This window comes from Campylobacter concisus (assembly GCF_003048605.1).
GTDB classification, from domain to species: domain Bacteria; phylum Campylobacterota; class Campylobacteria; order Campylobacterales; family Campylobacteraceae; genus Campylobacter_A; species Campylobacter_A concisus_BM.
This window is the reverse complement of the sequence record NZ_PIRX01000012.1, coordinates 1-25,252: the sequence shown is the minus strand read 5'-3', so window position 1 is coordinate 25,252 and position 25,252 is coordinate 1. Positions and strand designations below refer to the sequence as shown.

The following is a 25,252-nucleotide window of genomic DNA, read 5'->3' as shown; positions in this document are numbered from 1 at the left end:
ACTTTTTCAAATTTATCTATTTATTTTCGTAAATTTTAGAGAAAATTTAAATATTTTTTATTAATTAATATTATTTATTTGTAATTAAAATTTTCTTAAATCACCTAAAATAGGGCATTTGTTTTGTAAAGTAAATTTATTGTTGCTTAAATGTAATTTACATTTTCAAGTTATATTTAATTATTAAAGTAATAAAATCCGCTTCGTTTTTGGGAGAAACAGCCAATATAACGTATCTTGTAATGCAAAGGAATGAAAAATGAATAATCTAAGTATAAAAATAAAGATCCTACTAATTGTAATTTTAAGTCTTATTTGTTTAAGCGCAACAAGTATTTATATTTTAAATGGAGTTTTTAAGACTAGAAGCCAAGCTGTATCAAGTCTTAATACAGCTGAAGATATCATAAAACAAAGTGAATTTATCCATGAACTTCAAAAAGAGCGCGGTTATAGCGCAGGCTTTATAGCTAATGGCAAAGATGCTGATAAAAATTTAAAAGAGCAAAGAGCTAAAGTTGATGGCGTTTTGTCTAAACTTTCTAACAAAGATGAACTTTCAAGCGAGCTTAATAGCATAAGAGCCAAAGTAGATAACAAAGAAAGTTTTGCTCTCATAGCTCCTAAATTTCACGATATGATCGAAAATACACTTATATTTGAAAATTCCCTCGCAAGCAGTTCTGAGCCTGATATGAAAGATAACTTGGCTAGAATTTTTAGCATTTCAAAGATCAAAGAGTATTTTGGTATCACAAGGGCGGTGCTAAATGCTGCCTTTATAAAACATAACATCGATAAAAATACATACGTAAATTTGGTTTCATTTAACGCAAATATCAAAAATCTCATAAATGACTACGTGAAATTTAATGCGGGCACATACGCAGACAGCCTGCAAAAAGAGATCTTGCAAAGTGATGAGTTTAAAAAGATAGATGATATCATCAAAAGTGCTATCGCTACTCCAGATGAGACAGCTAGCAAGTTCGAAGCGGCTAGTTGGTTTCAAAGCATCACAAATTTGATCGATAACTTTAGAAACTATGAGCTTTATTTATTAAATGATATGAAAGATAAAGCTTTACAAGATATGAGCGAAGCTGGCAACTTAGCTGTTTCTATGGTTATTTTACTTGCCTGTTTTATACTATTGCTTGTTTTGGTTTCATTTTTTGTCGGTAAAAATATCATCTCAGGCATCGATAGCGTAAAGGGCGGGCTAAGTGAGTTTTTCTTATATCTAAACAACAAGACAAATTCTGCCAAACTTCTAAGCTTAAAAGGTAAAGATGAAATTTGCATCATGTCTTCTCTTATAAATGAAAACATCCAAAAGATCCAAACATCTAAAGAAAAAGAGAACACCTTCATCCAAAAAGCCAACACCTTTGTAAATGAGATAAAAGATGGCAACTATGAAGCAAGCCTAGAAGCAGATACTAATAACCCAGCTCTAAACCAACTAAAAAGCACATTTAAAGATCTACAACTTGCTCTTAAAAATGCAATCTCAAGTAACGGCAAAGATGTACTTGATCTACTAAACACTTATAAAAACCAAGACTTTACAAAAAGACTTGATGATGATGGTAAGATAGCAAGTGGTATAAACTCACTTGGCATTGAAATATCTAAAATGCTAAATGACAATCTAAACCAAGCACAAGTACTAGAAGAAAAAGCTAAACTTTTAGCTGAGTCAGTATCAAAAGTAGCAAGCTCAGCAAACACTCAAGCAAATAGCTTACAAGAATCTGCTGCTGCAGTTGAGCAAATGTCTAGCTCAATGAATGCCATCTCTCAAAAGACAGCTGATGTTATAAGACAAAGTGATGAGATTAAAAACATCATAACTATCATTAGAGATATAGCAGATCAAACTAACCTTCTAGCACTTAATGCTGCAATTGAAGCAGCACGTGCAGGAGAGCATGGTAGAGGATTTGCCGTCGTGGCTGATGAAGTAAGAAAGCTAGCTGAACGTACTCAAAAATCTCTAGGTGAGATAGAAGCAAATACAAATGTATTAGCTCAATCAATAAATGAGATGAGTGAATCTATAAAAGAGCAAAGTGAAGGTATAAATATGATAAATCAATCAGTTGCTCAAATAGATAATCTAACAAAAGAAAACGTAGTAATTGCAAACCAAGCTAACTCAGTCACATCAGAAGTAGATGAGATGGCTAAAGCTATAGTTGAAGAGGTTAGGAAGAAGAGGTTTTAACAAACAAACCCAAGCACAATACAAAGCATAGCCCTCTAAAACATTAGAGGGCTATGTAAATTTAGGCTACTTGTTTTTCTGCTTTATATACTAAATTCAACTTATAAAACTATCCATAAAATTTTAAAATTTATGAGCGAGCATATCACGGCTCTAAATTTAGTGGCGAGTGGCTATGAGACCTAAATTTAGTAGTCTGCTAAGGCGAGTGAGTAAAGTTTTAAAATTTGCAATAATAGCTAATTAAATTTGTAAATTTCTTTTATCCAAAAGAGAGACAAGGGGACTTAAATTTTGCTTCGAGGCTCGCAACTGCAGGGCAGACACGAAGTCCGCCCCCTTATCTCCCTTTAGATCCCACGTCTGCTTGCAGTTACGAGGCGAAGCCCAAGTAAAGCCCCTCGCACGTTAGAGGTGCATGCAATTGTGCTAAAGCACTGCATGCGTATAAAAAACTCTGTCAAATTTTAAAATTTGCTTGATACTTGCTAAGGTATTATGCGGAATTATAAAATTTGATAAAAACTTATTTGATATATAAATTATATGTATTTTTATTTGTAAAATTTTACAAAATTTCAAGTCTTGCGCTGATGTCAGCAACGCCTTTTGAGTACATTGCAGAAGTTACTATCGCATCGGCACTTGCATAATCTTTTGCGTTTGATAAATTTACGCCGCCAGCTGCTAGTATCATAGTATTTGGCGAAATTTCATCTCTTAATGCTAGCACGTTTTTGATAAGCTCTGGGCTAAATTTATCACACTGCACGACGTCGCATTTTGCTTTCAAAAGCTTGCCTGCTTCGTCCAAATTTTCAGCCTCTACGCAGATCTTTCGCTCGACCATTTTGGCTTTAAATTCTGGCAAATGTGAGACAAATTCATCAAAGCTAGCGTAGGCTTTTATGTGGTTTTTAAAGAAAAGAACGCTGTCGCTAAGTCCAAGTCTGTGCATACCGCCACCACCTTCAAGCACGGCTTTTACACAAAATTTCTTTGCAAATGGGAAACTCTTTCTGGTTGCTAAGACCTCGCATTTTTCATTGACGCTTTTTGCAGCTTTTGACATTTTATTTGTGTAGGTTGCGATGGCGCTAGCATATTCTAGTGCGACTTGGGCTAGTTTCCAAGCCTTATGCACATCTTCGTAGCTACCATAAATTTTTATGATCACATCACCAACCTTGCAAATTTGAGAGTTTTTGACAAAAATTTCGCTCTCGCAGCCAAGTAGCCTTGCTATGCTTGCTGCCACATCTACGCAGCTAACGCAAATTTCATCACGCGAGTAAATTTCAAGCGAGGCTTTTTTATCGATATCTTGAAGCGACGTTGTGAGGTCAAAGTAGGGTAGGTCCTCGTTTATGTAGTCTAAAATTTCAGCGTCGCTTAGTCTCATTTTATGCCTTTTTTGAAGCGGTTTTTGCTTTTACGATCATCTTTTTAAAGATGCCGTTGTCGTAAAGTCCAGTGTGGTAAAGCGCAAAGCATGTAAATGCTATGCCAGAAGCTACGTGGAATTTTTTAACAGATCTATTTTTCATAAAAAGTGCGCTTAGGCAAACAGATGCCAAAGTGACGCTCATGCCGACCTTTGCTACTTGTCTATGAGTGTTTAAGTCTAGTAGTTTGCCGCTTATCTTTATATCTTTTCCCAAATTTTCTCCTTTAGTTTTTGCCCCAGCAGCTTGTGTTTTTGATGCCTAGGCTCTCTGGGTCAAATTCTGGATTTTTACCAGCTTTTCTTTGAGCTTCGTAGTCTTTTATCGCTATTATCACCACTTTTGATAGTAAGAAAATGGCGATAATATTTATCGTAGCCATAGCTGCCATCGTGATATCAGCGATGTTCCAAGCGAGTTTTAAGTTCATCTGAGCGCCTATAAATATCATAATCACTGCTGTGATCTTAAATGCTAGAGTTAAATTTTTGCTTTTTGTTAGAAATTTCATATTTGCCTGTGCGTAGTAGTAGTTGCCGATGAGCGAAGTGATGGCAAATAGCACTACTGCAAGGGTCGTAAAGTGTAGTCCAAAGTCGCCAAAATACTCTTTCATCGCTGCTTGAACAAGAGGTAGGGCGGTTAGCACTTCGCCACTTACACCAGTTTGTTTTGTAAGGTATGCTTGAGAAAAAAGCACGATCATACCAGAGGCGACGCATATCGTCATATCGATAAAGACAGCCATTGCTTGCACTAGCCCTTGTTTGACTGGGTGGCTTGTGTGCGCCGCAGCCGCTGCATTTGGCGCTGAGCCCATACCGGCTTCGTTTGAAAAAAGTCCTCTTTTTATGCCTATTACGATCACGCTTCCAGCAAATCCACCAAATATCGCTTTAAAATCAAAGGCGCTTTCTATGATCATCTTGATGACGGCTGGAATTTCTTTGAAATTTAAAACGATCGCGATGATAGCTAGCAAGATGTAAGTAAGCGCCATGAAAGGCACGATATATGAGCTAACTTTGCCGATGATATGGCTCTTGCTAAAAAACATCACAGCCGTAAATGCTGTAAGGATAAGTCCGATGCCAATAGGCAAGCCACTTTGCGCAAAGGTGATGTTGCTGCCTGCTTGATCGTAGTAAATTTCAAAAGCGGAGGTCATGGTGTAGCTTTGAAGTCCATTAAAGCCATAAGCATAGGTGATGATGAGGATGATAGCAAACAAAGAGCCAAGCCACTTTATGCCAAGCCCGTTTTTGATGTAGTAGGCTGGACCGCCTTTAAAGCCAAAGACATCTTTGGTCTTATAAATTTGAGCTAGAGTACTCTCAATAAAGGCTGAAGCTGAGCCTAAAAATGCCATCAAACACATCCAAAAAAGTGCTCCAGGGCCACCTGCGACGATGGCAGCTGAAATTCCAGCAATGTTGCCGATGCCAACGCGCGAAGCAGTCGAGATCATCAGCGCTTGAAACGGCGTTAGATGGTGCTTGTTATACTTATCCTTTTTCTCTACCAGAACTCTGCAAGCCTCAAAGAACATCCTAAACTGCACAAAACGGGTAAGGTAGCTAAAGTAAATTCCTGAAGCTACAAGGATGATAACCAAAAAATATCCATATAAAAAGTCGTTGGCTACATCCATTTTGCCGTTTAAAAAGTTTAAGAAATTCTCAAACACCATCTATCCTTTCAAATTTATTTTGACTTGATCTTCACGCCCTTCATTGAGTTGAGCAGAAGCCAGATCGTCGTGCCATTGTGAAGCATGGCAGTTGCTATTGGATTTAGCATGCCAAGCGTTGCGGCACTTAGTATGGCTGTATTTACGCCAACGGTTGAGCGGAAATTTGAGCTAATTAACTTCATAGTTTTATTAGCAAGCTCTTTTGCAAGTGCTACGCTCATGATATCATCTTTTAAAAGGCTTATATCAGCTGTTGCTTTAGCGATATCAGCACCTTTGTGCATGCTGATGCCAACATTTGCTTTTGTTAAGCTTGGCGCGTCATTTATACCATCTCCGACAAAAGCGACCTTTTTGCCCTCACTCTTTAGCTCTTCGATGATCGCAGCTTTATCAGTTGGCAAGCACTCAGCATAGACCCTATCAAGCCCCAGCTCGCGCGCTACCTCTTCAGCTTTGCTCTTTATGTCGCCACTTAGCATAACTATCTCTTTTACGCCAAGATTTCGTAGTTTTGCTACCATATCTTTAGCGTTTGCTCTCATATCATCCTTCATGGCTATGACGCCAACAAGCTCTTTGTCGTATCCTACATAAAGCAAGGTTAAACCGCTTTGCAAAGCCTTATTTATAAGCGCTTCGTGAGCTTTAAAGCTTATCATCTCATCATCTTCTAAAAAGTGCCTACTGCCGATAACGACCTCTTTGCCGTGCATCGCAGTTTTTACGCCGTGAGCTACGATAAATTCAACTTCGTCGTGATGGATATGGTTAAATCCACGCTTGTTTGCAGCCTCAACTATCGCTTCAGCCACTGGGTGGAAGTAGTGCTCCTCGGCACTTGCTGTTAAATTTAAGATATCAGCCTCTGAAAATCCATCTTTAAAAGAGTAAATTTCAACCACGCTTAGGCGTCCATGAGTTAGAGTGCCAGTTTTGTCAAAGACAAAGGTATCAACCGAGCTTAGAGCCTCGATCGCCTTTGCACCTTTTATGAGGATGCCGTTTCTACCGGCTTTCGAGATGCTTGACTTAAACGCAACTGGCGTAGCAAGCTTAAGCGCGCAAGAGTAATCAGCCTGAAGCACGCTAGCAACGCTGTTCATATTTTTATTTATAACATACGAAAGCCCAGCAAGAGAGAGCGTGACTGGCACAAGTTTATCAGCTAGTTTTAGAGCTTTTACGCCGATGGCTGATTTTTCATTAAGTGAAGTTTGGATGTACTCTTTGATCCTTGCGGTTGCGGTGTCGCTACCTACGTTTTCAGCCCAAATTTTGATCCTGCCCTCATCGACAACAGTGCCACTTATGACGCGGTCGCCTCTAGCTTTTGCCACGGGTTCTGCTTCTCCAGTCATTGAGACTTGATTAACATCAGCATTGCCCTCTACGATGTAGCCATCAACGCCTATCGTCTCGCCAGCTCCGACTACTACAATGTCGCCTTTTTTTAAATTTTCGGTTTTTACCTTTTTAAGCGTCTTTTCACCGTTTAAATTTCGCTCGACCCAGACCTCTTCGATGTTTGGTTTGGCTAGCTCTTTTATTAGATCATCGCTTCTGTGACTAGCACTCTCCTCCATGTATTCGCCGATATTTATCATCAAATTTGTGCTATTTGCAGCCAAATGATCGCCCATTGCAAGGCTAGTGCCAATAGCAGTTGCCTCGAGCACTTTTGAGGTGATGCCCTCATGCCTTAGCTCTTTTGCACCTTCTATTAAATTTGGAGCTGTTGCGTAAAGAGTTACGGCTGATTTTAGAGTTTTATTACTCATAAATGGCGTTACACCAAGTGCAGCAGCAGCTTTGTAGATATTTGCTTTGCTAGGCAGGCTCTCATCTTTTGGCTTGGTTGGAAAATCATAGCTTTTTATAAAATCTAAAATTTTCTCATAGCTCTTATCAAACTCGACAACGATGCTTTTTGCGTATTTATTTACACGCACACTTTTTGCATCGGTTCGCTCTGAGATCGCAGCCTCGATCGCGCTAACATCGCTTCTAGCGTTTAGGCTCTCGCAAATAAACCTCGCTCTATTTTTGCTCTTGTGAGCTAGAGTGACCTTATTTTTGTGAGTCAAGTTCTGCTTTGACATCTTCAAAACGCTCTTTTAGTTCTTCTATGCCAGCGTTTATTAGCTCGCCACCTTTGATGATCGCTTTAAATACGCACTCTTGTGCTTTTGGATTAGTTAGCACATAAGCTGCTATGCCGCCTAAAAGTAGGCCTTTTACAAAGCCAGCTGCGTTAAAATTTTCAGGTACAAATGGTAAATTTTGAGCTGCATTATTTATCGCATTATCAACTGCGCTTGGCTGAGTTGCTGCTGCGTCATTTGCTACTACTTCGTTTGCGTTTTCTTCATTGATATAAGGGTTATTCATTATTTACTCTCCAGTTTTATTAGTTCTTCAGCTATCAAAAGACCGCCGATGCCAGCTGCAGTAAAAGCTGCTGCGTTTAGATATTTTTTTTGTGCTATCAAATTTGAAGCGTGAATGCCAACAGCACCTACAAAACCACCAGTTACGGCGTATTTTGCTATCTTTTTAGCGACATCTTTTTTAGTTGCTCTGTTGTTTAGATAGTCGCTAAAGCCAAGCGCAGCCGCACCCATGCCAGCGATTAAGGCTCCACTGATGAAGTGATCAAATGGAAGTCTTGTGTTTGAAAGTGTAAAAAGACTATTTTCTTGCATTCTCTATCCTTAAGCTATATCGTTTGGTGTGATAGCTTTTGGAGCTGCTGGCTTTTTAGCGCGTGGTTTTCTTGTTTTTTTAACCACTTTTTCAGCCTCTTTTTCTACTTTTTTAGCGCCACGTTTTGCTTTTTTCTCTTCTTTGACCATGAAGTCTTTTGCGTCTTTTGCGACGTTTTTGCCTTTTTTATAAAGATCTTTTGCAGCCTCTTTGCCTTTATCTAGGCCATCTTTGGCACACTCTTTGATCTTATCTCTTTTACTCCAAGCAACTACTGCTAAACCGCCTACTGCTAAACCTGCTAAAAATGGTAATGCCATTTTAAATCCTTTCTTTGTTTGATTTTGTAAATTATTCATCTTCTTCTTCCTTATTAAAATTTTTGCTAACTACTGAAATGCCTAATGCCCCAAGCGCAAGCCCGCTAAAAAACGAGAAATTTGGGTTGTTTGTGATCTTTGCCAACTCGCTTTTGTCAGCCTTTCCACTTGCGATATTTTGCAAGCTTTTAGTTATCTCATTAAAGTCATTTTGATAGCTTTCTAAAATATTTGCTATGCCATTTTGCTCAAAATTTTGTGAAATTTCATTTAAATTTAGCTCATTTTTTGCCACAGCTCCACTATAAATTTCTTTTAAGCAGTGCTTTAAAGAGGTGATATATTCGTTATTTGAAGTAGCCCAAAGTCTAAAAAATAGATCTTTTAGCTCCTCATCATCTAAGCTTTCACAAAATTTCTCATACATTTTGTTTAGCTCATTTTCATAGTTTAGTGCTTCTATCAGCGCATCTTCTTTATTTTTTGCTGGCAAAAAGATAGCTTCATTTTCGCAAACAAGCTCATACTCGTGCGCACTTGCAAATTTCTCTATCAATATGATCGCATTTTTTCTCACGCTTGCGATTTGATCAAACACTTCGCCAAACGAAGCTAGGCCTTCATATAACCTAAGTGCGTTTTTTTCGCTCGTATAAGAGGCGTTTAAAAGCTCGTTAAGCATATTTTACTTCTCTTGCTACTTCATTTACTTTAGCTGAAATTTCTTCTAAATTTTGCCCTTTTAAGAGATCCTCCCAGAGATTTTTAGGGAAAATTTCGTGGTCATATTCGATCGTTACAGAGCCGATTATCTTGTTAAATTTAACATTTTTTATGCCATTTATCTGAGCGATCATATCATCTAAACTAGCTAAATTTACGCTACTGCTTAGCTCTTTGATCTTTGGGCTAACCCTTACTCTTAGTCTGCCATTTGTGTGAGCTATCATCGAAAAATAGCTTGCAACTTGTGCTAAAGTTTGTGTTTTTATATCCATTTTCATCCTTTTATTTTGTCTGCGTATTATCTAATCTGTAACTTAAACAAATCTGAAATTTTTTTGTCTTTCATTATCAAAAAGCAAAATGAAATGATAAATTTAAATCCCATTTTTTGCTTGGCAATCACTGCAAATTCCATAAAGTATCATCTTATGAGACTCTGCACTAAATGATCTTTGGCTACAAATTTGCTCTTGCCTTTGCTCTATCATCTCATCTTCAAAATCAACCACTTTGCCACAAATTTCACAGATCAGGTGATCGTGAGAGGACTTTAAATTTAACTCGTAATTTTTAACACCATTTTGTTCAAAACTATTTGCCAAATGGTGCTCTTCAAGAAAATTTAAAAAGGTATATATAGAAGTCATTGAAATTTCATTTTTGTAAGTTTCATAAATTTTTTGGCAAATTTCTTGAGCATTTAGATGCGACTTGCTAGCAAAAAGCACACGCAAAATTTGCTCTTTTATCTCAGAGCCTTTTTGACCAAAAGCTTTTAAAAACTCGTTAAAATGCTTGTAAAATAGTTCAAAGTCTTCCACAAAATCCCTATCAAATTGATAATGAATGTAAAGATTTTACAACTTTTCTACTAAAAAATGCATAAAATTTATTACAAATTCTAAGTAAAGTATTTTATAAGCTTCTTTTGGTATAGTTTCGCATTTTTTAAATCAGAATTAAGGAACGAAATGACTTACGACGAGCTAGAATTAGACGCCGTTTTGTTAGAGGTTTTGGAAAATAGAGGCAGCTTTGACTCGATGGATGACGAAGAGCTTTATGAGCTTATCGAGCAAGTCGCGCAATACACTGACGGCGACTACGAAGAGGCGTTTGAATATATGACTCAATTTTCTCCAATCCCTAAAAAACGCTTTGTATCACTATTTATGGTTTAGCAAAAGGCTAAGCCATAATCTTGCTAAATTTATAAACTAAAATTTCAAAAATCTTTAAAATGTAAAAAAGAGCTTGACTCTTCTAAAAGAGCCAAGATATGAGGTTATTATAAGAAGTATTTTGATATTATCTCTTTAAATTTGATTGTGTATTTACTAGCTTTTGGGCTGTTGTTGTAGATATCTTCAAATTCATACATTCTATCGTAGTAGTCGTTTGTATCTTGTGCGTTTATCTTAAGTCTTGCCACATCTAAGCTAACGCCAACAAAAGCTCCGCTAGTCTTGCCACGCTCCTCGACAAATGCTGAAATTTCAGGCAAATCACTAGCTATCGCCACTTCGTTACCAACGCCGCCAGTTGCTTCTGCTTTTAGACTGATTGTATCTTTTGCGTTAAACAAGCTTGCGTAGGCTTCTGAGTTTTTAAACAAAATGATCATATCAGCTGAGCTATATCCTAGCTGAAGTCCGATGCTGCCAGATGTGTAATTTACAAAAAATGGGCTTGACCACTCGCCATCGTCGTTTTTAGCGATAAATACGCCTCTGCCTTTTGAGCCAGTGATGATCGCGCCTGCTTTTGTCACGTCTGGGATGATAGCGATGGCTTTGATGCCTGTAAATTTAGTATTTGGTTTTAAATTTCTAGTGCCAAAAGCGTTTAAAATGTTTATCGCATTTTTTAATTTTTGGTTTTGAATCACATCAGCGTTTAAATTTAGTGCAAAAAATGAGCCAATCAAAAAGAGCAAAGTTAGAATTTTTTTCATCAAATTTCCTTATTTAAAATTTTTGTTATTATAGCCTAAAATAAACTATTATTTAAAAATTTATTAATGAAATTTTATGAGATTTCATTATAAAATGCCCATTTTTAAGGAAAAAATATGAGCTTAATACTTTTTGTGGAATACGTTGGTATCGCATCAGCTGCGCTTAGTGGCTTTTTGTTTGCAGTAAAGAGAGAGTGTGACTGGCTTGGCGTCTTTTTGTCCGCATTTTTGACTGCACTTGGAGGCGGTATCATGCGTGATATGCTCGTTGGTAGGGCAGTTTATTCATTCACTCACTACATGCCAGTAAGCGTCGTCATCTTTATGCTTGTTGTATCTAGGATCACAAATTTACATATAAAAAGAGAGGGCTTGGAGAAGAAATTTGTCTTTATCTTTGCCGACGCGATCGACGTCATCTGTTTTTCTATCGTTGGAGCAATGGTTGCTATCGAGTATAGCTACAACATCTTTGGCGTCATGATGATCGCCTTTTTTAACGGCGTTGGCGGCGGCATCTTAAGAGATATCTTGCTAAATGAAGTCCCATGGTTTTTGCGCACAGGACTTTACGGCACGATAAGCCTTGGCGTGGGGCTTGCTTACTTTATCCTCTATCATCTGGGCCTTACCAACATATTTTTTACTATGTTGCTGCTAGCTGCTGGTATAACGGTCAGGATGTTCGCATTTTATAGAGGCTGGAAGCTGCCTGATCTATGAAATTTAGCGAGTTTTTTGATATCTGGGTCAATGAAAACTACTATAAATTTGGCGTGGATATCGGTAAAAAGGGCGACTTTTACACAAATGTAAGCGTTGGCTATCTCTTTGGCGCCTGCCTTGCAAACTACTTTTTAAAGCTACTTAAAAATGGCGAAATTTCTAGCTCTTGCAAGGTCGTGGAGATCGGCGCAAACTCAGGCGATATGCTGGCTGATTTCGCGCAAGGTGTCTTTACGCTTGAGCCAGAAATTTTGTCAAATTTAGAGTTTATCATCATAGAACCTCATGAAATTTTACGCAAAAAACAGCTTGAAACCTTTAAAAATCGCTTTGGTAATGAGATAAAAATAAAACACTATGAAAATTTAGATGAGTGCTCGTTTGATGAAATTTTTGTCATCTCAAATGAGCTGCTTGACGCATTTAGCTGCGAGGTGATAGAGGGAGAAAATATGCTTTTTGTGGATAGCGAGCTAAAATTTCACTGGCAAAAAGCGGATCAAAATTTATTAGCTCTTGCAAAGAAATTTGGTATAAAAAAGGGCGAGATATCAACTAGCTACGCTAAATTTGCGCTCCAGCTTGCAAATGCGGCAAAAAAGGTGAGATTTTTAAGCTTTGACTACGGAGAATTTGAACCAAAAAATGATTTTAGTCTAAGAGTTTTTAAAGATCATCAAGTTTTTTCATTGTTTGAAATTTCAAACCTTGCGCCATATTTTAAAAGCTCAGATCTAACTTATAGCCTGTGTTTTAAGCAGGTAAAAGAGGCTTTCTCTCTGGCTGGCTTTTTGATGCTTAAATTTAAAAAACAAAATGATGCCTTAGTTTGCGACTTTGGCGTGGATGAAATTTTATCTTTGGTGCTTGAAAAAGGCAGCAAGCAAGCCTACGAAAATGCAGCCAAACAGGCAAAATTTCTACTCTCGCCCGAGTTTTTAGGCGAGAAGTTTAAATTTATAGAGTTTTTAAAGAGCTAGCCTAGCGATATCGGCGTAACCCGCCTCGCAAGCCTTTAAAAGGTCGTTTGGAGCTATCTTTATCTGCTTGCCTCTTACTCCAGCGCTTACTAGCACGTACTCTTGCTCTTTTGCTCGCTCATCGATGAAGGTCGCAAAGTGCTTTTTCATAGCAAGTGGCGAGCAGCCGCCTCTAATATAGCCGGTGATCTTCTCTAGGTCTTTTAAATTTATAAGCTCGCAGCGTTTGGCTCCGCACGCATGAGCAAGTGCCTTTAGATCAAGCTCCAGATCGCCTTGCAAGCAAGCAACGACAAAATTTTTAGGCTCGCACTGGCAGACGATCGTCTTATAAATTTGCTTTATATCTTGCTTGGTGCTAGCTGCTACGTGAACGGCTGAAAGATCGTTTAGATCGACTTCGTATTCTAATATCTCATACTCTATTTTTAGCTTGTCTAAAAGCCTGGCGGCGTTGGTTTTATGTATCATCTTTTCTCATTTTTGTGAATTTTTTGTATAATTATAGCCAAAACTTAAAGGAGGAAAGATGGCTGAAGAAGTTGAAGAGAAAAAAGCAAAAAAAGGTGGCAATGGCGCTTTGATGATAATCATCATCGCGATATTTGTTTTATTGCTAGTTATCGGAGGGCTAGTGGCGTTTTTGATGCTTAGTTCTGACGAGCCAAAAGAGGCAAATATGGCGCAAACACCAGCTCAGACTCAAACTCAACCAGCACCCGCTCAAAACAAAGCAAAACGCGGTGGCAACGACTATTCGAACATGGGACCGATATATCCGCTCGATCAGTTTGTCGTAAATTTACTTAGTGAAAATGGCTCGAGATTTCTTAAAACTAAGATCGATCTAGAGCAAAGCGACGAGCTACTAACTGCCGAGCTTGATAAGAAAAAGGCACTTTTAAGAGATATCATCATAAGAACGCTCTCTTCTAAAACTTACGAAGAAGTAAGCACTGCAAAGGGCAAGGATAGGCTAAAAGACGAGATCGTCGGCAAGCTAAATGAAGTGCTAAATGATGGCTACATCAAAAATATATTTTTTACTGATTTTGTGGTGCAATGATAGGCATCGATATCGTTAAGATAGATAGAATTTCAAGACTTAAGGCTCGTCACGGCGAGCTTTTTTTAAAGAGATTTTTAAGTGATAGCGAGATCGCGCTAGCAAAAAATGATGCGACTTTGGCTGGATTTTGGGCGGCCAAAGAAGCAGCTAGCAAAGCCCTTGGTGTGGGGATTAGCAAAGAGTGTGGCTTTTTAGACATTATGCTCAGTAAAGATGCAAGAAACGCACCAAAGATAAAATTTAGCCCAAGAATTTATACAAGCTTTAATATCAAAGAAGCAAGCCTTAGTATAACTCACGACGGCGGATTTGCCGTAGCTGCAGTGATGATCGTGTGAAATTTATCTGTTTTAAGAATAATCTAATTTTGTATACTTGAGCCGCTAAATACTAGGTTTTATGATAAAAATGGCAATATAATAAAAAGTGACAAACCGTCGGCATCTTTTGAAAGTCATATAGATTTGGAAAATTTTGACTTAAATATACTTACTAAAATTATGGAACAATGAATATGACAGATTTAAGAATCGAGAAAAATTTTTTACCATGGATTTATTATTGGATAAAAGAAGCTTCTGATATAAAACAACAAAAAATGCATTGGCTAAATGAGGACAATATTGATGGTGAAGTATCGTCTTATGTTGAATTGATGTGCTCGCTTTTTGATGATTTAAATTTTGATGACTTTGTGGAAAATACAGTATCCACTTTAGGTTTTTCAGATGAACTTATAAATTCATTGCATGATTTTAGAGATGAACTAAGAAATTATATTGCAGAAGATGATAATGATGATGAAGCGATTATTAAAGATCCAAATTGGCAGATCGTCGTTAAAAAAGCACAAAATGTCATAGTTGCTTGGAATAAATATAAGCAAGTGTCTAAAAATAACCAAAATTTGCAATAAAATCTTTAATATTTTTAGGAAATGATAAAATTGGAAATACTTGGAGTGTGAAACTCTTAGATGCTAGAGAAGAAGATGACACATATAATATTGGTACCATTATTGTTAAATAGGGGCTGAATAATGAAAGAGATTTGTGTATATAATAAAAAATTACGAGTTAGACATATAACTATGCAAATTAGGCAAATGGTGGAAATTTTAATTAAAAATTCACAAAGTGATAATAAAGATTATAAATTTTCAGATGAAATTTTTTATTTTGATGATGGTAAAATGGGAAGTTTTGGCTTTGTTTATGAAAACAATGAGTATATTGGTGGCGGTAAGCATATTTCGGACGTAGAGTTTTATGATGCTGATGGAACACTTTGTGTGGCCACTATGTTTGCATACGATAATAATTTTGTTGATAGTGTTGATATTTGGAAAGTTGATTTTTCACCACTTATAAAGATACCAACAAATGATAATGAGTTTTTTATACCAAATGAAAAGTTAAAAATAACTACCAAGTAAAAGATTTAGATATTTAATATTATATAAAAGAAGGTTTAAATCCAAGAAGATGGTGTTGATAGAAATATTTATCAGCATGTATAAATTTGAAAATGATATGAGCTAGACAATATTATAAAAGGTGAAAAACAAATAAACCGTCTATACATGCCCCGATAAAACAATAAATTTTTACAATAAATTTTTAAATTTGGTTGGAGATTTTACAAAGCTAGAGGGAGCAGCAGTAGATGAAATTATTTCAAGAGTTCTAAAAGATTGGAAAATATTGGTGCAAAAAATAGAAATGGTATAAGATTTATTGATGAGGCTGGTATTGAAAGAATTAGAATTCACGGACCTGATCCAAAAGCCCCAATTGGAACAAATTCAAATTCTGGTTGGATATTAAGAATACAAGATAAAAATAAAAATTACTTAGATAATTTTGGAAATATTGGCGGCTATAAGGCCAATGAAACGCACATACCAATTTATGGAAATCCTATTTTGGAGAAATAAAATGCTAGTAGAAAAGGGATATTTTTTATTAAATTTATGCAGAATGGCTTCTTTATGGCATCAAGATAAGTATTTGGTTAATCCATCTACAGATAAATATGAAACAGTAGAGGACCTGGTGCAAGATGTATATAACGCTTGCGAATATGCGTTATATCCTAGAAATAAAATATATTTTTCAAAGCGAGAGCTAGAAATCATAAGTCACTTCAAATCATTTATGGATAAGAATTTTGGAATAGATTTTTGGAATGAAATAGAAAAAATAGATAATAAAGCTTTAGTTTATTCAAATAAAACTTGGATAAAAACAAGAGAATTTGCCGGTGCAATCATAAAAAGATTTGGTTTTAGTATAGAAAATTTTAATTATGAAAACTTTTAACCACTTTTACAATAAATCTTTAAAGATGACCTAAGTTTTAGAGAGAAAGAGAAGAGATATTATTTTTGCGTTCAGAAATTATCTGCTTGCGTTTGCTGGTTTTATTGATTTTAAAATTTATAAAAGCGAATTTAGAAAAATCTTTAACGACTATCAAGATCCAAGTATTAAAGCTACCGGAGTAGATACGCAAGAAGATGGCTACATAGTTTGTCCGCATTGCTACAACGCAGAACAGGTAAGTGCAGAACTAGGCGTCATAAAGTGCAAAAAATGCCACCAAGAGTATAACAATCCACTTGCTAAAATTTGTCCAAGTGGGATAGAAGTGGTTGTTGAGTAAATTTAAATATACAATATATTGAGAAAAAGTAGAGGCTTGTGAGATCGTAATGGTAATAATTGTTAAGTATTGCCAAATATAAATTTCATCATATATCAAGTAGCCACATTATATGGTTTGTTTTTTATTTTATGGTATTAAAATGATTTTTATTGGTCGGTATAATGATGTTATTAGATGCAATAAATAGGAGTAGTTTTGTGATTTATAATAATTTTTTGACTTTATTGAAAGATTTTACCAATGATAAAATAGATGCGAGCACTTATCAAACTCAATTCTTTAAGTTATTGCATAAAGATGACGGTTTTTTTAATAAATATTATGACGTTATGCAAAGTTTATTTTATGATGTGGAAGAATATTGCCCAATTAAAGAACTAAGAAATACTGATGAAATTGATGAGATTACATTAAAAAATAGCACAATAAATGCACTAAATCAAATAAAGCTATAAGTTTAAAACAATCTCTTTGAGTTAGGACGGCGGCTTTGTCCTAAATAATCGTAAAACCAATAAGCAATAGCTCTAAGCTAGGATAAAGTGGTAAATTTCGCGTGAGTTCTTTTTGATATTCGCTAAAAAATCTTTTATCTTTTGACACAAAAGCATAAATTATCTCTTTATGGCTTTGTAGATCACTGTCATTTTGCGCAAAAAGCATACCGAAACTATCCCTACATCCACTCAAGCACTTGCGTGATATCTTTGGCGTAAAAGCACTTTAGACCTTGTGTGTCAAGCGGTTTGTTTGGGATGATCGCATTTTTAAATTTCTGCGTTTTTGCCTCTTTTAGTCGCTGATCGAGGTTGAAAATTTCTCTTATCTCGCCATTTAGGCTTAGCTCGCCGATGAAGACGCTGTCCTTGCTGATAGGGCGGTTTTTGAAGCTGCTGATTATCGCTGCGATGACGGCTAGATCGGCCGCAGTCTCACTTATCTTAACGCCACCTGAAACGTTTATGAAGACGTCGTAGTGCCCAAGTGGAATTTCAAGCTTTCGCTCAAGTAGGGCTAGCAGCATATCTAGGCGGTTTCTCTCAAAGCCAGTCGAGCTTCGTTTTGGATAGGCGCTTTCGCAAACGAGCGCCTGAATTTCGATGCTAAGTGCCCTTGAACCCTCCATTATGATAGTTATCGCACTGCCACTCATCGCCCCGCCACGTGTGAAAAATTTACTCGAAACCTCGTTTGCGCTCACAAGTCCGTGCTGGCTCATCTCAAATATACCAACCTCGCTCGTCGAGCCAAAGCGGTTTTTAAACCCACGTAAAATCCTCAGCTCTCTGCTCGCGTCGCCCTCGAAATAAAGCACCACATCGACCATGTGCTCAAGCACTCTAGGACCTGCGATCGAGCCCTCTTTGGTTATGTGGCCGATGATGAAAACGCAGATATTTTGGCTCTTTGCAAGCCTCATTAGCTCAAATGTGATCTCACGAACCTGCGTGATCGAGCCTGGAGCGGAGGTTATATTTTGGCTATAAAGAGTTTGAATGGAGTCAATGACTAGCACCTTGTAGTCGCTCTTTTGCACTTCTAGCAGGATATCTTCTAGACAAATTTCAGTTAGCAGGTATAAATTTTTATCCACCGCATTTAGCCTATCAGCTCTCATTTTTATCTGGCTTTGGCTCTCTTCGCCGCTTACATAGAGCGTTTTTTTGCCGTCTTTTGCTAAATTTGAGCCAATTTTTAGAAGCAAGGTTGATTTGCCAATTCCCGGGCTGCCGCCTATAAGCACAAGTGAGCCCTCAACCACGCCGCCACCAAGAACAAGGTCTAGCTCGCTATCTTTGGTGCTAAATCTCGTAAAATTTTGAATTTCAACTTCGTCGATGCTTATGGCTTTACTGGGTGTGCTAGCGCTTTTTGCTATCTCTTTACTTATCTTTATCTCTTGCTGGCTAAGCTCGACAAAGCTATCCCAAGCCCCACATTGTGGGCATTTGCCCAGCCACTTTGCCTGTTGATTACCGCAGGCTTGACACTCAAAAACTGGCTTTGCTTTTGCCATAATATATCCTTTTTAAAATTTCAACTACTATCACTCCAAAAGCCGCTCCGATCATATCAGCTACGACGTCAAGCAGGCTAAAGCTCCTGTTTGGTAAAAATGCCTGAACGAGTTCTATCTGCACGCCAAAGACTAAAAGTATGGCTAAATTTTTTAAAATTTTAAACTCATAGCCAAGGTAGAGCAGTATATAAAGGACGAAAAAGGCTAAAAAATGGTTTGCTTTGTCCCACGAATTTTCGATGATCGTAGGACTTTTTGGAGTAAATGCAAGAAAATCAATCGCCAAAAGAGCAGCGAAAAAGCAAATTTTACTAAGAAATTTTACCCTACTCAAAAATGGCGTCCATCAGCTCGTCTAAAAACTCGTCTGGGTTAAATTTGATGATATCGTCCATGCTCTCGCCAACGCCTATATAAAATATAGGTAGCTCAAGCTCTCTTGCCACGCCAAATAGCGCTCCGCCCTTTGCAGTGCCGTCAAGCTTTGTGATGATGACGCCATCAAGCGAGACGATCTCGTTAAATGCCTTTGCCTGCGCGACGCCAGCGTTGCCCTGCGTGCCATCAAGGATGAGGATCTTGCGGTGTGGCGCCTTTTCGTAGGCCTTTTTGCTGATACGAACGATCTTATCAAGCTCGTTTGCTAAATTTGTCTGGTTTTGAAGCCTGCCAGCCGTGTCTAAGATGACGCGGTCGATGCCTTTTGCAAGGGCCGAGCTGATCGTGTCGTAGGCCACAGCTGAAGGGTCATGCCCTTGCTGGGTGGCGACTATTGGCACATTTAGTCTGATCGACCACTGGCGTAGCTGCTCGATCGCCCCGGCTCTAAATGTATCACAAGCGCCCAAAATGACGCTTTTGCCGTTATTTTTATATAAATTTGCTAGCTTTGCGATAGTCGTCGTCTTGCCAGCGCCATTTACGCCAAGGATGAGATCGACAAATGGCTTATCAGGCTCGATCACGCGCTCGTTTTCGTAGATAAAATAGCTACTCATAACGCGTCTAAGATCAGCTTTGCTCACTTCATCTTGTGGCGGCAGATAGTATAAAATCTCCTCTACGATCTCATAGGCCACGTCAGCTTCTAGTAAAATTTCTTCTAAGCTCTCTTTGTCGATCTTTTTTGACTTTTTAGCCGAGCTTATCGCTCCAAAGGTCTTTTCAAAACCTCTTTTTAAAAACTCAAGCATTATTTTATGGCCCTATTTATGTCAGTTTCAAGCATCTCTTCAGGCACAAGACCGATATAGCCTTGAGCGTAGTCGCCATTTGCTTTAAAAAGTGCAGATGCAGGGAGTCCTTTGATGCCACCCATCGCCTTTTCAAATAAGAAATTTCCCTCGCCAACTGCGATGTCGTATTTGATCTTATACTTTTGAGCAAATTCTTTAACCTCGTCCTCACTCTTGTCTTCAAGCAAGATGGCAACGATGTTTAGCTCGTTTTTAAATTTCTCACTTAGGTTGTTTAAAGATGGGATCTCAGCCTTGCAAGGTGGGCACCAAGTGGCGAAAAATACGTAAAGTGTCGCTTTTTTGCCATCTTTTACGTCAAAGCCGTTGCTTCTTTTTGTGATCTGCATAGTTGTGCCGTTAAGCAGTTTTAGGCTTATATCTTTTACTTCGTCACTTTGTGCGCTCTCGCTTATCTTTGGTGTGAGCGTATCTTTGCTTAAATTTTCATCTTTGCTGGCATTTTCTTCTAAAATTTTACTTTGCACAGCTGGTTCGCTAGTGTTTTGCTCGCTCTTTTTGTTAGAGTCGTCACCGCATCCGAAAAATGCAAAAAGACAAAGTGATGTTATAATTGCGCGTTTTAGTGTCATAAATTTCCTTTTGAAAAATGTTTCAGGATTATACAAGAAAGAGCATAAAATGAGCGTTAATTTAGAAAAAAACGATTTTAGAAAAAATGCAAGAGCAAATTTGATAAAGCTCACTAAATTTAGAGCAAAATGCACACATCACAAGGCAGCAAAAACACTTTTAAATTTGATAAATTATACAAATTCTAAAAAGATACTCTTTTACTTACCGCTTAACTACGAAGTCGATGTGCTTAAAATAAGACGAAATTTATCACATAAATGTGAAATTTTTGCCCCTTTTATGGTAGGTCTTAGCTTAGAGATGGTAAGATTGCGACTGCCATTTCTAACTTATAAATTTAATGTCAGACAGCCATCTGGCAAAAAAATGAATAATGTTAAACTCGATATGGCGGTAGTTCCAGCGATTGGGGTTGATGGAGCTATGGCAAGGATAGGGCACGGAAAAGGATTTTACGATAGATTTTTTGACACTTTGCCCGTTAAGCCAAAACTGATAGTTTTCTTAGAGGTAAAAGACTTCTACACCAAAGATGTGCTCTCGCAGGCGCACGATGCGGTAGCAGACTTTTATATAACCCCAAGCAAAAATTATATAAAAAGAGGAATAAATGATAGAGGTTTTAATAGGCTTAGGAGCCGGTGTGGTTGGCGTTGGAGCAGGGTATCTTTACGCCAAAAAGATAAATGATGCAAACTACAATATATTTTTAGAGCAGGCAAAAGCAAAGGCAAAAGCCATCGAGTATGAAGCTGAGCTAACACTTAAAAACTCTAAAATTTCAGTGCAAGAGGCTGAATTTGAGGCTAAAAAAAGATATGACGACAAGACGACAAAGCTTCAAAAAGAGTATGCAAGTAAATTTGATGAGCTGACCAAAAAAGAGAAAATTTTGCTAAATGAGCAAGAGCTTTTAAATGAGAGCAAAGAGCTTTTTGAAAAAGATAAGCAAGATGCAAAGGTCGCTTACGAAGAGGGTTTAAATTTAAAAGCGACTTATCAAAACAAAGTAGAAGAGGCGATAAGAGTGCTTGAGCACGCTGCTGGCTTAACGGAGGAAGAGGCAAAAGAGGTCGTGCTTAAAAAGGTCGAAGAGAAGTCACGCGCTGACATCGCTCACATCGTTAGAAAGTACGAAGAAGAGGCAAAAAGAGAGGCTAAAAAGAGGGTTAATTACATCTTGGCGCAGGCTACGTCAAGATTTGCTGGAGAATTTGCGGCTGAACGTCTGATAAATGTCGTAAATATCAAAAACGATGAACTAAAAGGCAGGATCATCGGCAAAGAGGGACGTAACATCAAAACCCTTGAAATGGTGCTTGGCGTCGATATCATCATCGATGATACCCCACACGCGATCATACTAAGCAGCTTTAACCTTTACAGGCGTGCGATCGCAACAAGAGTGATCGAGCTTTTGGTGGAGGATGGCAGAATTCAGCCTGCGAGGATAGAAGACCTTCACAAAAAAGTGACTGAAGAATTTGAGCAAAGCATACAAGAAGAGGGCGAGAATATCGTCATGGATCTTGGTCTAAATAAAATTCATCCAGAGATAGTAAAACTAATAGGCAAGCTTAAATTTAGAGCAAGCTACGGTCAAAACGCCCTTGCTCACAGCCTTGAAGTAGCTCACCTTGCTGGCATCATCGCAGCTGAGTGTGGCGGAGATGAGAAGCTAGCAAAAAGAGCTGGCATACTTCACGACATCGGCAAAGCTCTAACTCACGAGTACGAGGGCAGCCACGTCGATCTTGGAGCCGAAATTTGCAAACGCTACAAAGAGCATCCAGTCGTCATCAACGCGATCTATGCTCACCACGGTCACGAAGAGGCTACAAGTATCGAAAGTGCTGCTGTTTGCGCAGCTGACGCACTAAGTGCAGCTCGTCCAGGAGCAAGGCGTGAGGTGCTTGAGAGCTTCTTAAAACGTGTCGAAGAGATTGAAAACATCGCAAAAAGTAAAGAGGGCATCAAGCAAGCTTATGCGATCAACGCTGGCCGTGAGATCCGCGTCATCGCAAATGCTAAACTTATAAACGACGATGAAGCCGTGCTTGTGGCAAAAGAGATAGCTCAAGAGATCGAGAGTAAGGTGCAGTATCCTGGTGAGATAAAAGTAAGTGTTATCAGAGAGACTCGCGCTGTTGATTTTGCGAAATAACGGCAAGATATGAAATTTCTTTTATCATTAATAATGTTTTTATCGCTTGGCTTTGCTAGCGAGGAGCTCGTGCTAGACTCGGCAAATTCGTTTATAACGACGATGAGAGGCGCTAGAAACGCTCCTATAAAAGAGCTCATCGAGCAGTCAAAAGCGACGATCATCTTTCCAAGTGTAAAAAAAGTCGGTTTTGTGGTCGGTGGCATGGGCGGAGATGGCATCATGGTTGTTGGCAACATCAACTCGCCAAGTGAAATTTTACCAGTTAGCATAAGTGGCGGCAGTATCGGCATCCAGCTTGGTTACGAAGATAGCTCGCTTGTGCTTTTTATATTTAAAGATAGCATCATCTACGACATAAAAGACGCCAAGATCACGCTTGATACGAAGCTTTCAGTAGCGTTTGGCGACATCGGACGCAATTATAATAAAATAAGCGATTTTAAATTTTCAAGTGACATCTACGCATACGCTGCAAATGATGGATTTTTTGCAGGAGCAAGCTTTGGTGGAGCAGTGATTAGCGCAAAGGATGAAATTTTAAAACAAAGTGGCTATGCATACGAGCAACTAATATCTTCTGCTTCTAAGCTTTTGGGGCAATGATGCAAGATATTATAAATTCAATCTCGACTTACGGCTACATCGTGCTATTTTTTTACAGCCTTGGTGGCGGCATGGTCGCGCTTATAGCCGCTGGGATATTAAGCTTTGCTGGTAAGATGGACATCACTCTTAGCATAATCGTCGCTGCCGTGGCAAACACGATCGGCGATACTTTGATCTTTTACGTCGCAAGGTTTAATAAAAGCTCGCTTATGCCTTATGTGAAAAATCACAAAAGAAAGCTTGCTTACGCTGGAATTTTGGCAAAAAAGCACGGCGATAAGATAATATTTATCAAAAAATTTATCTACGGCGTCAAAACTTTGGTGCCTATCGCACTTGGACTTACAAAATACTCTTTTTATAAATTTAGCGTTATAAATTTGATCTCTTCAGTGCTTTGGGCAGTGATCGTCGGTCTTGCAAGCTATAAAGCAGGGGATTATTTTATGAGTGTGAGCAATTATCTTGGCGAGCATGGCTATATCATGCCACTTACCATGGTTGGCTTGTTATTAGGTATCTGGTTATTTTTACAACACATTACAAAAAGGAGAAAAGCATGAAAAAGGTGATATCTGCTCTAATCGTAGTTATCGTGATCGTCGCAGGCGCTGTTTATTTTGCCTCAAACAAGGTCGAGGAGAACTATCAAAGGATAGTTGATAGACTAAATGATGTAAATGGCTTTAAAGTTTCAGAAAATAGCTATCAAAAAGGCTTTTTTGGCTCAAAAGGATCGTTTGATCTTATCGTTTCAAAAGATATTTTGAAAAATTTAGCCGGCAAAGATGTAGATGAGGATCTAAATTTCAAGGTAGAAAATGAAATTTCTCACTCAGTGCTTGCATTTTTAAATGGCTTTGATATCGACTCAAAAATTTCTATACAAAATGAGGCGATAAAAAATATCGTTGCTTCATTTCTTGGATCAAACGTCGTCGCAACGGCTAAAACAAAGGCTAGCGTGAGTGGCGATAAAGATGTAAATGTTAAATTTAGTGATATTGACTTTAGTGACAAGCAAACTATGAACGTTCATACAAAGGATGTGAAATTTGGCTTGAAACTGGATGCAAAAGATAATGTAAATAGCGCAAACTTGGGTCTTGAGAAAGTTTCATTAAAAGACCTTAACGAAGAAAATAAAGCAGAAGTTAATCTTGAAGGCGTCGATATAGATACAAGCTACACTGTGCCAGTTGAAATTTCAAAGATATTTGAGAGCAAACTAGCTCCTTACGTAGCAAAAGCTAAGATCAAAAAACTAGCATTATTAGATGAAAAAGATGGTAATGTTGCTTTAGATGATCTTGAGTATAACTCGAAATTTGAAGTCTCAAATGATCTTGGTAGCTCAAATGACGTGGTAAAGATAGGTGCAGTTGCTGTTAATAAAGTGAAATTTACAGATTTTATCTTAGATAGCAAAATAGCAAATATCAATGTGCCAACTATAAATAATATACTTGATAGACTAAGTAATGTAAATGTTGATACAAATGAGAGTATCTTTGCTGGGTTAAATTTGGACGAAGTAATGGGTCAAATTTTAGAGAAAAATCCAAGTGTGAAAGTGGATACATTAAGCTTTAAAAATGGCAATAATGCGATAAATTTAAAACTAGATGCTGCTATCAATGGCTTTAAAAGCGAAGAAAGTCAGCTTGCGATCTTTGATAAGCTATCACTTAATGGTGAGCTAAGCGTGGATGAGAGTTTGGCTAAATTTTTTGATACACTCTTCCCTGAGATGACTCTTATCGAGCCAACACTTATATCTGCTGGATATTTAAAAGAAGATGGCAAAAAAGTAGTAAGTAAATTTAAGTACGATCCAAATAAAAAAGATATTATTTTTAATGAAAAGGTTGGACTTCAAAATTTCTTTATGGGCTTTTAAAAAAGTAGCCTGATTTTTATCTACTTTTAAGCATCACTTCTATATACTTCACTTTCTGTTTTGCAGAACGCAGAGCAGAAAGTTCTTTTAACTTACAATTGTTAAACTATTAGTCAATCTTTGAAATCTAAACAAGTGATCGATTGAGCCAGTCTATTATGATTAAATAATAGATTAGACAAACTAATATAAAAATTAAAAGTTTTTT

At 37.7% G+C, this 25,252-nt stretch carries 32 protein-coding genes and 1 pseudogene; 17 read left to right on the top strand and 16 right to left on the bottom strand.

All coding sequences use genetic code 11. From position 1 onward, the window contains the following. Nucleotides 1-259: 259 nt before the first annotated feature. Nucleotides 260-1,060, top strand: a pseudogene (locus CVS86_RS10325) (nitrate- and nitrite sensing domain-containing protein); the annotation flags it as partial. 9 nt (nt 1,061-1,069) lie between these two features. Next, on the top strand, nt 1,070-2,230 hold the full coding sequence (locus CVS86_RS10320; protein WP_413784229.1) for a methyl-accepting chemotaxis protein: 1,161 nt from the start codon (nt 1,070-1,072) through the stop codon (nt 2,228-2,230). A 568-nt stretch (nt 2,231-2,798) separates the two neighbouring features. Here CVS86_RS10320 and modD read toward each other — a convergent pair. The 10 genes from modD to CVS86_RS09550 all read right to left on the bottom strand — a co-directional run bounded on the left by modD (nt 2,799) and on the right by CVS86_RS09550 (nt 9,941). Then, nucleotides 2,799-3,632, bottom strand: a complete 834-nt coding sequence (gene modD, locus CVS86_RS09595; protein WP_107791739.1) for a ModD protein — start codon at nt 3,630-3,632, stop codon at nt 2,799-2,801. A 1-nt stretch (nt 3,633) separates the two neighbouring features. Further along, nucleotides 3,634-3,891, bottom strand: a complete 258-nt coding sequence (locus CVS86_RS09590; protein WP_107791738.1) for a helicase — start codon at nt 3,889-3,891, stop codon at nt 3,634-3,636. A gap of 10 nt (nt 3,892-3,901) precedes the next feature. Next, complete coding sequence (locus CVS86_RS09585; protein ID WP_107791737.1) at nt 3,902-5,365, bottom strand: alanine/glycine:cation symporter family protein; 1,464 nt, start codon at nt 5,363-5,365, stop codon at nt 3,902-3,904. Nucleotides 5,366-5,379: 14 nt separating this feature from the next. Further along, entirely contained in the window at nt 5,380-7,470 is a 2,091-nt protein-coding gene (locus tag CVS86_RS09580; protein WP_413784228.1) for a heavy metal translocating P-type ATPase, read from the bottom strand. After that, nucleotides 7,439-7,759, bottom strand: a complete 321-nt coding sequence (locus CVS86_RS09575) for an oxidoreductase (RefSeq protein WP_103569927.1) — start codon at nt 7,757-7,759, stop codon at nt 7,439-7,441. The genes CVS86_RS09580 and CVS86_RS09575 overlap by 32 nt, the downstream gene beginning before the upstream one ends. Continuing rightward, a complete protein-coding gene (locus CVS86_RS09570) occupies nt 7,759-8,073 on the bottom strand; it encodes a hypothetical protein (RefSeq protein WP_009293949.1) in 315 nt (104 codons plus the stop codon). Before CVS86_RS09570 ends, CVS86_RS09575 begins: the two co-directional genes overlap by 1 nt. A 9-nt stretch (nt 8,074-8,082) precedes the next feature. Further along, on the bottom strand, nt 8,083-8,433 hold the full coding sequence (locus tag CVS86_RS09565) for a hypothetical protein (RefSeq protein ID WP_021085245.1): 351 nt from the start codon (nt 8,431-8,433) through the stop codon (nt 8,083-8,085). After that, nucleotides 8,426-9,076, bottom strand: a complete 651-nt coding sequence (locus CVS86_RS09560) for an aminotransferase (RefSeq protein WP_107791735.1) — start codon at nt 9,074-9,076, stop codon at nt 8,426-8,428. The genes CVS86_RS09565 and CVS86_RS09560 overlap by 8 nt, the downstream gene beginning before the upstream one ends. Then, nucleotides 9,069-9,392, bottom strand: coding sequence for an HMA2 domain-containing protein (locus CVS86_RS09555; RefSeq protein WP_002942231.1), 324 nt, complete (start codon nt 9,390-9,392; stop codon nt 9,069-9,071). The genes CVS86_RS09560 and CVS86_RS09555 overlap by 8 nt, the downstream gene beginning before the upstream one ends. Nucleotides 9,393-9,494: 102 nt before the next feature. Then, a complete protein-coding gene (locus tag CVS86_RS09550; protein WP_107791734.1) occupies nt 9,495-9,941 on the bottom strand; it encodes a Fur family transcriptional regulator in 447 nt (148 codons plus the stop codon). Between the two features lie 150 nt (nt 9,942-10,091). On the opposite strand from CVS86_RS09550, the gene CVS86_RS09545 reads away from it, so the two are divergent. Beyond that, complete coding sequence (locus tag CVS86_RS09545; protein WP_002942234.1) at nt 10,092-10,301, top strand: hypothetical protein; 210 nt, start codon at nt 10,092-10,094, stop codon at nt 10,299-10,301. A gap of 107 nt (nt 10,302-10,408) precedes the next feature. Here the strand turns inward: CVS86_RS09545 and CVS86_RS09540 are convergent, their stop codons facing one another. Further along, nucleotides 10,409-11,074, bottom strand: coding sequence for a lipid-binding SYLF domain-containing protein (locus CVS86_RS09540; protein ID WP_103620504.1), 666 nt, complete (start codon nt 11,072-11,074; stop codon nt 10,409-10,411). A 117-nt stretch (nt 11,075-11,191) separates the two neighbouring features. Between CVS86_RS09540 and CVS86_RS09535 the strand changes: the two genes are divergently transcribed. Both CVS86_RS09535 and CVS86_RS09530 read left to right on the top strand, forming a co-directional pair. After that, a complete protein-coding gene (locus CVS86_RS09535; protein WP_021093519.1) occupies nt 11,192-11,800 on the top strand; it encodes a trimeric intracellular cation channel family protein in 609 nt (202 codons plus the stop codon). Beyond that, nucleotides 11,797-12,783 carry an SAM-dependent methyltransferase gene (locus CVS86_RS09530; RefSeq protein ID WP_107791733.1) on the top strand — a complete coding sequence of 329 codons (987 nt, stop codon included), beginning with the start codon at nt 11,797-11,799 and terminating at the stop codon, nt 12,781-12,783. The genes CVS86_RS09535 and CVS86_RS09530 overlap by 4 nt, the downstream gene beginning before the upstream one ends. Here the strand turns inward: CVS86_RS09530 and ybaK are convergent. Then, a complete protein-coding gene (gene ybaK, locus CVS86_RS09525; protein ID WP_002942247.1) occupies nt 12,772-13,254 on the bottom strand; it encodes a Cys-tRNA(Pro) deacylase in 483 nt (160 codons plus the stop codon). The genes CVS86_RS09530 and ybaK overlap by 12 nt on opposite strands. 58 nt (nt 13,255-13,312) lie before the next feature. On the opposite strand from ybaK, the gene fliL reads away from it, so the two are divergent. The 7 genes from fliL to CVS86_RS09485 all read left to right on the top strand — a co-directional run bounded on the left by fliL (nt 13,313) and on the right by CVS86_RS09485 (nt 16,974). Next, nucleotides 13,313-13,849 carry a flagellar basal body-associated protein FliL gene (gene fliL / locus CVS86_RS09520; protein ID WP_002942267.1) on the top strand — a complete coding sequence of 179 codons (537 nt, stop codon included), beginning with the start codon at nt 13,313-13,315 and terminating at the stop codon, nt 13,847-13,849. Beyond that, entirely contained in the window at nt 13,846-14,190 is a 345-nt protein-coding gene (acpS, locus tag CVS86_RS09515; protein WP_009293941.1) for a holo-ACP synthase, read from the top strand. The genes fliL and acpS overlap by 4 nt, the downstream gene beginning before the upstream one ends. A gap of 176 nt (nt 14,191-14,366) precedes the next feature. Beyond that, the gene (locus CVS86_RS09510; RefSeq protein ID WP_107791732.1) at nt 14,367-14,768 is read left to right on the top strand and encodes a hypothetical protein; all 402 of its coding nucleotides are present in this window, start codon (nt 14,367-14,369) and stop codon (nt 14,766-14,768) included. Between the two features lie 123 nt (nt 14,769-14,891). Continuing rightward, nucleotides 14,892-15,287 carry a DUF6984 family protein gene (locus CVS86_RS09505; RefSeq protein ID WP_159070820.1) on the top strand — a complete coding sequence of 132 codons (396 nt, stop codon included), beginning with the start codon at nt 14,892-14,894 and terminating at the stop codon, nt 15,285-15,287. A gap of 258 nt (nt 15,288-15,545) precedes the next feature. Next, entirely contained in the window at nt 15,546-15,788 is a 243-nt protein-coding gene (locus CVS86_RS09500; protein ID WP_107791730.1) for a polymorphic toxin type 30 domain-containing protein, read from the top strand. A gap of 1 nt (nt 15,789) precedes the next feature. Further along, nucleotides 15,790-16,173 (top strand): hypothetical protein, encoded by a 384-nt coding sequence (locus CVS86_RS09495; protein WP_107791729.1) that lies wholly within the window; start codon nt 15,790-15,792, stop codon nt 16,171-16,173. A gap of 510 nt (nt 16,174-16,683) precedes the next feature. Then, on the top strand, nt 16,684-16,974 hold the full coding sequence (locus CVS86_RS09485; protein WP_159070819.1) for a colicin immunity domain-containing protein: 291 nt from the start codon (nt 16,684-16,686) through the stop codon (nt 16,972-16,974). Between the two features lie 221 nt (nt 16,975-17,195). Here the strand turns inward: CVS86_RS09485 and radA are convergent, their stop codons facing one another. From radA to CVS86_RS09465, 4 genes are read right to left on the bottom strand one after another with little or no spacing between them, the layout of a single operon-like run. Continuing rightward, a complete protein-coding gene (gene radA / locus CVS86_RS09480) occupies nt 17,196-18,536 on the bottom strand; it encodes a DNA repair protein RadA (protein ID WP_103579897.1) in 1,341 nt (446 codons plus the stop codon). After that, complete coding sequence (locus CVS86_RS09475; RefSeq protein ID WP_107791727.1) at nt 18,511-18,873, bottom strand: VanZ family protein; 363 nt, start codon at nt 18,871-18,873, stop codon at nt 18,511-18,513. Before CVS86_RS09475 ends, radA begins: the two co-directional genes overlap by 26 nt. Next, nucleotides 18,866-19,732 (bottom strand): signal recognition particle-docking protein FtsY, encoded by an 867-nt coding sequence (gene ftsY, locus CVS86_RS09470; protein WP_087582292.1) that lies wholly within the window; start codon nt 19,730-19,732, stop codon nt 18,866-18,868. Before ftsY ends, CVS86_RS09475 begins: the two co-directional genes overlap by 8 nt. Further along, the gene (locus CVS86_RS09465; protein ID WP_107791726.1) at nt 19,732-20,367 is read right to left on the bottom strand and encodes a TlpA family protein disulfide reductase; all 636 of its coding nucleotides are present in this window, start codon (nt 20,365-20,367) and stop codon (nt 19,732-19,734) included. The genes ftsY and CVS86_RS09465 overlap by 1 nt, the downstream gene beginning before the upstream one ends. Nucleotides 20,368-20,416: 49 nt before the next feature. Between CVS86_RS09465 and CVS86_RS09460 the strand changes: the two genes are divergently transcribed. The 5 genes from CVS86_RS09460 to CVS86_RS09440 are packed head-to-tail and all read left to right on the top strand — an operon-like array spanning nt 20,417 to nt 25,044. Then, nucleotides 20,417-21,061, top strand: a complete 645-nt coding sequence (locus tag CVS86_RS09460) for a 5-formyltetrahydrofolate cyclo-ligase (RefSeq protein ID WP_107791725.1) — start codon at nt 20,417-20,419, stop codon at nt 21,059-21,061. Beyond that, nucleotides 20,982-22,535, top strand: coding sequence for a ribonuclease Y (rny, locus tag CVS86_RS09455; protein WP_107791724.1), 1,554 nt, complete (start codon nt 20,982-20,984; stop codon nt 22,533-22,535). Before CVS86_RS09460 ends, rny begins: the two co-directional genes overlap by 80 nt. 9 nt (nt 22,536-22,544) lie before the next feature. Further along, the gene (locus CVS86_RS09450; RefSeq protein WP_107791723.1) at nt 22,545-23,141 is read left to right on the top strand and encodes a lipid-binding SYLF domain-containing protein; all 597 of its coding nucleotides are present in this window, start codon (nt 22,545-22,547) and stop codon (nt 23,139-23,141) included. Beyond that, nucleotides 23,141-23,707, top strand: a complete 567-nt coding sequence (locus CVS86_RS09445) for a DedA family protein (RefSeq protein WP_180995671.1) — start codon at nt 23,141-23,143, stop codon at nt 23,705-23,707. Before CVS86_RS09450 ends, CVS86_RS09445 begins: the two co-directional genes overlap by 1 nt. Beyond that, nucleotides 23,704-25,044, top strand: coding sequence for a DUF945 family protein (locus CVS86_RS09440; RefSeq protein WP_107791722.1), 1,341 nt, complete (start codon nt 23,704-23,706; stop codon nt 25,042-25,044). Before CVS86_RS09445 ends, CVS86_RS09440 begins: the two co-directional genes overlap by 4 nt. Nucleotides 25,045-25,252: the final 208 nt, after the last annotated feature.

Bases quoted from the DNA above. Each gene is read 5' to 3' on its own strand.
- CVS86_RS09450 (WP_107791723.1), top strand. From the start codon at position 22,545: ATGAAATTTCTTTTATCATTAATAATGTTTTTATCGCTTGGCTTTGCT.
- radA (WP_103579897.1), bottom strand. From the start codon at position 18,536: ATGGCAAAAGCAAAGCCAGTTTTTGAGTGTCAAGCCTGCGGTAATCAA.
- CVS86_RS09540 (WP_103620504.1), bottom strand. From the start codon at position 11,074: ATGAAAAAAATTCTAACTTTGCTCTTTTTGATTGGCTCATTTTTTGCA.
- CVS86_RS09560 (WP_107791735.1), bottom strand. From the start codon at position 9,076: ATGCTTAACGAGCTTTTAAACGCCTCTTATACGAGCGAAAAAAACGCA.
- acpS (WP_009293941.1), top strand. From the start codon at position 13,846: ATGATAGGCATCGATATCGTTAAGATAGATAGAATTTCAAGACTTAAG.
- modD (WP_107791739.1), bottom strand. From the start codon at position 3,632: ATGAGACTAAGCGACGCTGAAATTTTAGACTACATAAACGAGGACCTA.
- CVS86_RS09440 (WP_107791722.1), top strand. From the start codon at position 23,704: ATGAAAAAGGTGATATCTGCTCTAATCGTAGTTATCGTGATCGTCGCA.
- CVS86_RS09575 (WP_103569927.1), bottom strand. From the start codon at position 7,759: ATGAATAACCCTTATATCAATGAAGAAAACGCAAACGAAGTAGTAGCA.
- CVS86_RS09580 (WP_413784228.1), bottom strand. From the start codon at position 7,470: ATGTCAAAGCAGAACTTGACTCACAAAAATAAGGTCACTCTAGCTCAC.
- fliL (WP_002942267.1), top strand. From the start codon at position 13,313: ATGGCTGAAGAAGTTGAAGAGAAAAAAGCAAAAAAAGGTGGCAATGGC.
- CVS86_RS09545 (WP_002942234.1), top strand. From the start codon at position 10,092: ATGACTTACGACGAGCTAGAATTAGACGCCGTTTTGTTAGAGGTTTTG.
- CVS86_RS09445 (WP_180995671.1), top strand. From the start codon at position 23,141: ATGCAAGATATTATAAATTCAATCTCGACTTACGGCTACATCGTGCTA.
- CVS86_RS09535 (WP_021093519.1), top strand. From the start codon at position 11,192: ATGAGCTTAATACTTTTTGTGGAATACGTTGGTATCGCATCAGCTGCG.
- ybaK (WP_002942247.1), bottom strand. From the start codon at position 13,254: ATGATACATAAAACCAACGCCGCCAGGCTTTTAGACAAGCTAAAAATA.
- CVS86_RS09505 (WP_159070820.1), top strand. From the start codon at position 14,892: ATGAAAGAGATTTGTGTATATAATAAAAAATTACGAGTTAGACATATA.
- CVS86_RS09495 (WP_107791729.1), top strand. From the start codon at position 15,790: ATGCTAGTAGAAAAGGGATATTTTTTATTAAATTTATGCAGAATGGCT.
- rny (WP_107791724.1), top strand. From the start codon at position 20,982: ATGATAGAGGTTTTAATAGGCTTAGGAGCCGGTGTGGTTGGCGTTGGA.
- CVS86_RS09465 (WP_107791726.1), bottom strand. From the start codon at position 20,367: ATGACACTAAAACGCGCAATTATAACATCACTTTGTCTTTTTGCATTT.
- CVS86_RS09585 (WP_107791737.1), bottom strand. From the start codon at position 5,365: ATGGTGTTTGAGAATTTCTTAAACTTTTTAAACGGCAAAATGGATGTA.
- CVS86_RS09565 (WP_021085245.1), bottom strand. From the start codon at position 8,433: ATGAATAATTTACAAAATCAAACAAAGAAAGGATTTAAAATGGCATTA.
- CVS86_RS10320 (WP_413784229.1), top strand. From the start codon at position 1,070: ATGAAAGATAAAGCTTTACAAGATATGAGCGAAGCTGGCAACTTAGCT.
- CVS86_RS09460 (WP_107791725.1), top strand. From the start codon at position 20,417: ATGAGCGTTAATTTAGAAAAAAACGATTTTAGAAAAAATGCAAGAGCA.
- CVS86_RS09510 (WP_107791732.1), top strand. From the start codon at position 14,367: ATGACAGATTTAAGAATCGAGAAAAATTTTTTACCATGGATTTATTAT.
- CVS86_RS09555 (WP_002942231.1), bottom strand. From the start codon at position 9,392: ATGGATATAAAAACACAAACTTTAGCACAAGTTGCAAGCTATTTTTCG.
- CVS86_RS09485 (WP_159070819.1), top strand. From the start codon at position 16,684: ATGTTATTAGATGCAATAAATAGGAGTAGTTTTGTGATTTATAATAAT.
- CVS86_RS09530 (WP_107791733.1), top strand. From the start codon at position 11,797: ATGAAATTTAGCGAGTTTTTTGATATCTGGGTCAATGAAAACTACTAT.
- ftsY (WP_087582292.1), bottom strand. From the start codon at position 19,732: ATGCTTGAGTTTTTAAAAAGAGGTTTTGAAAAGACCTTTGGAGCGATA.
- CVS86_RS09570 (WP_009293949.1), bottom strand. From the start codon at position 8,073: ATGCAAGAAAATAGTCTTTTTACACTTTCAAACACAAGACTTCCATTT.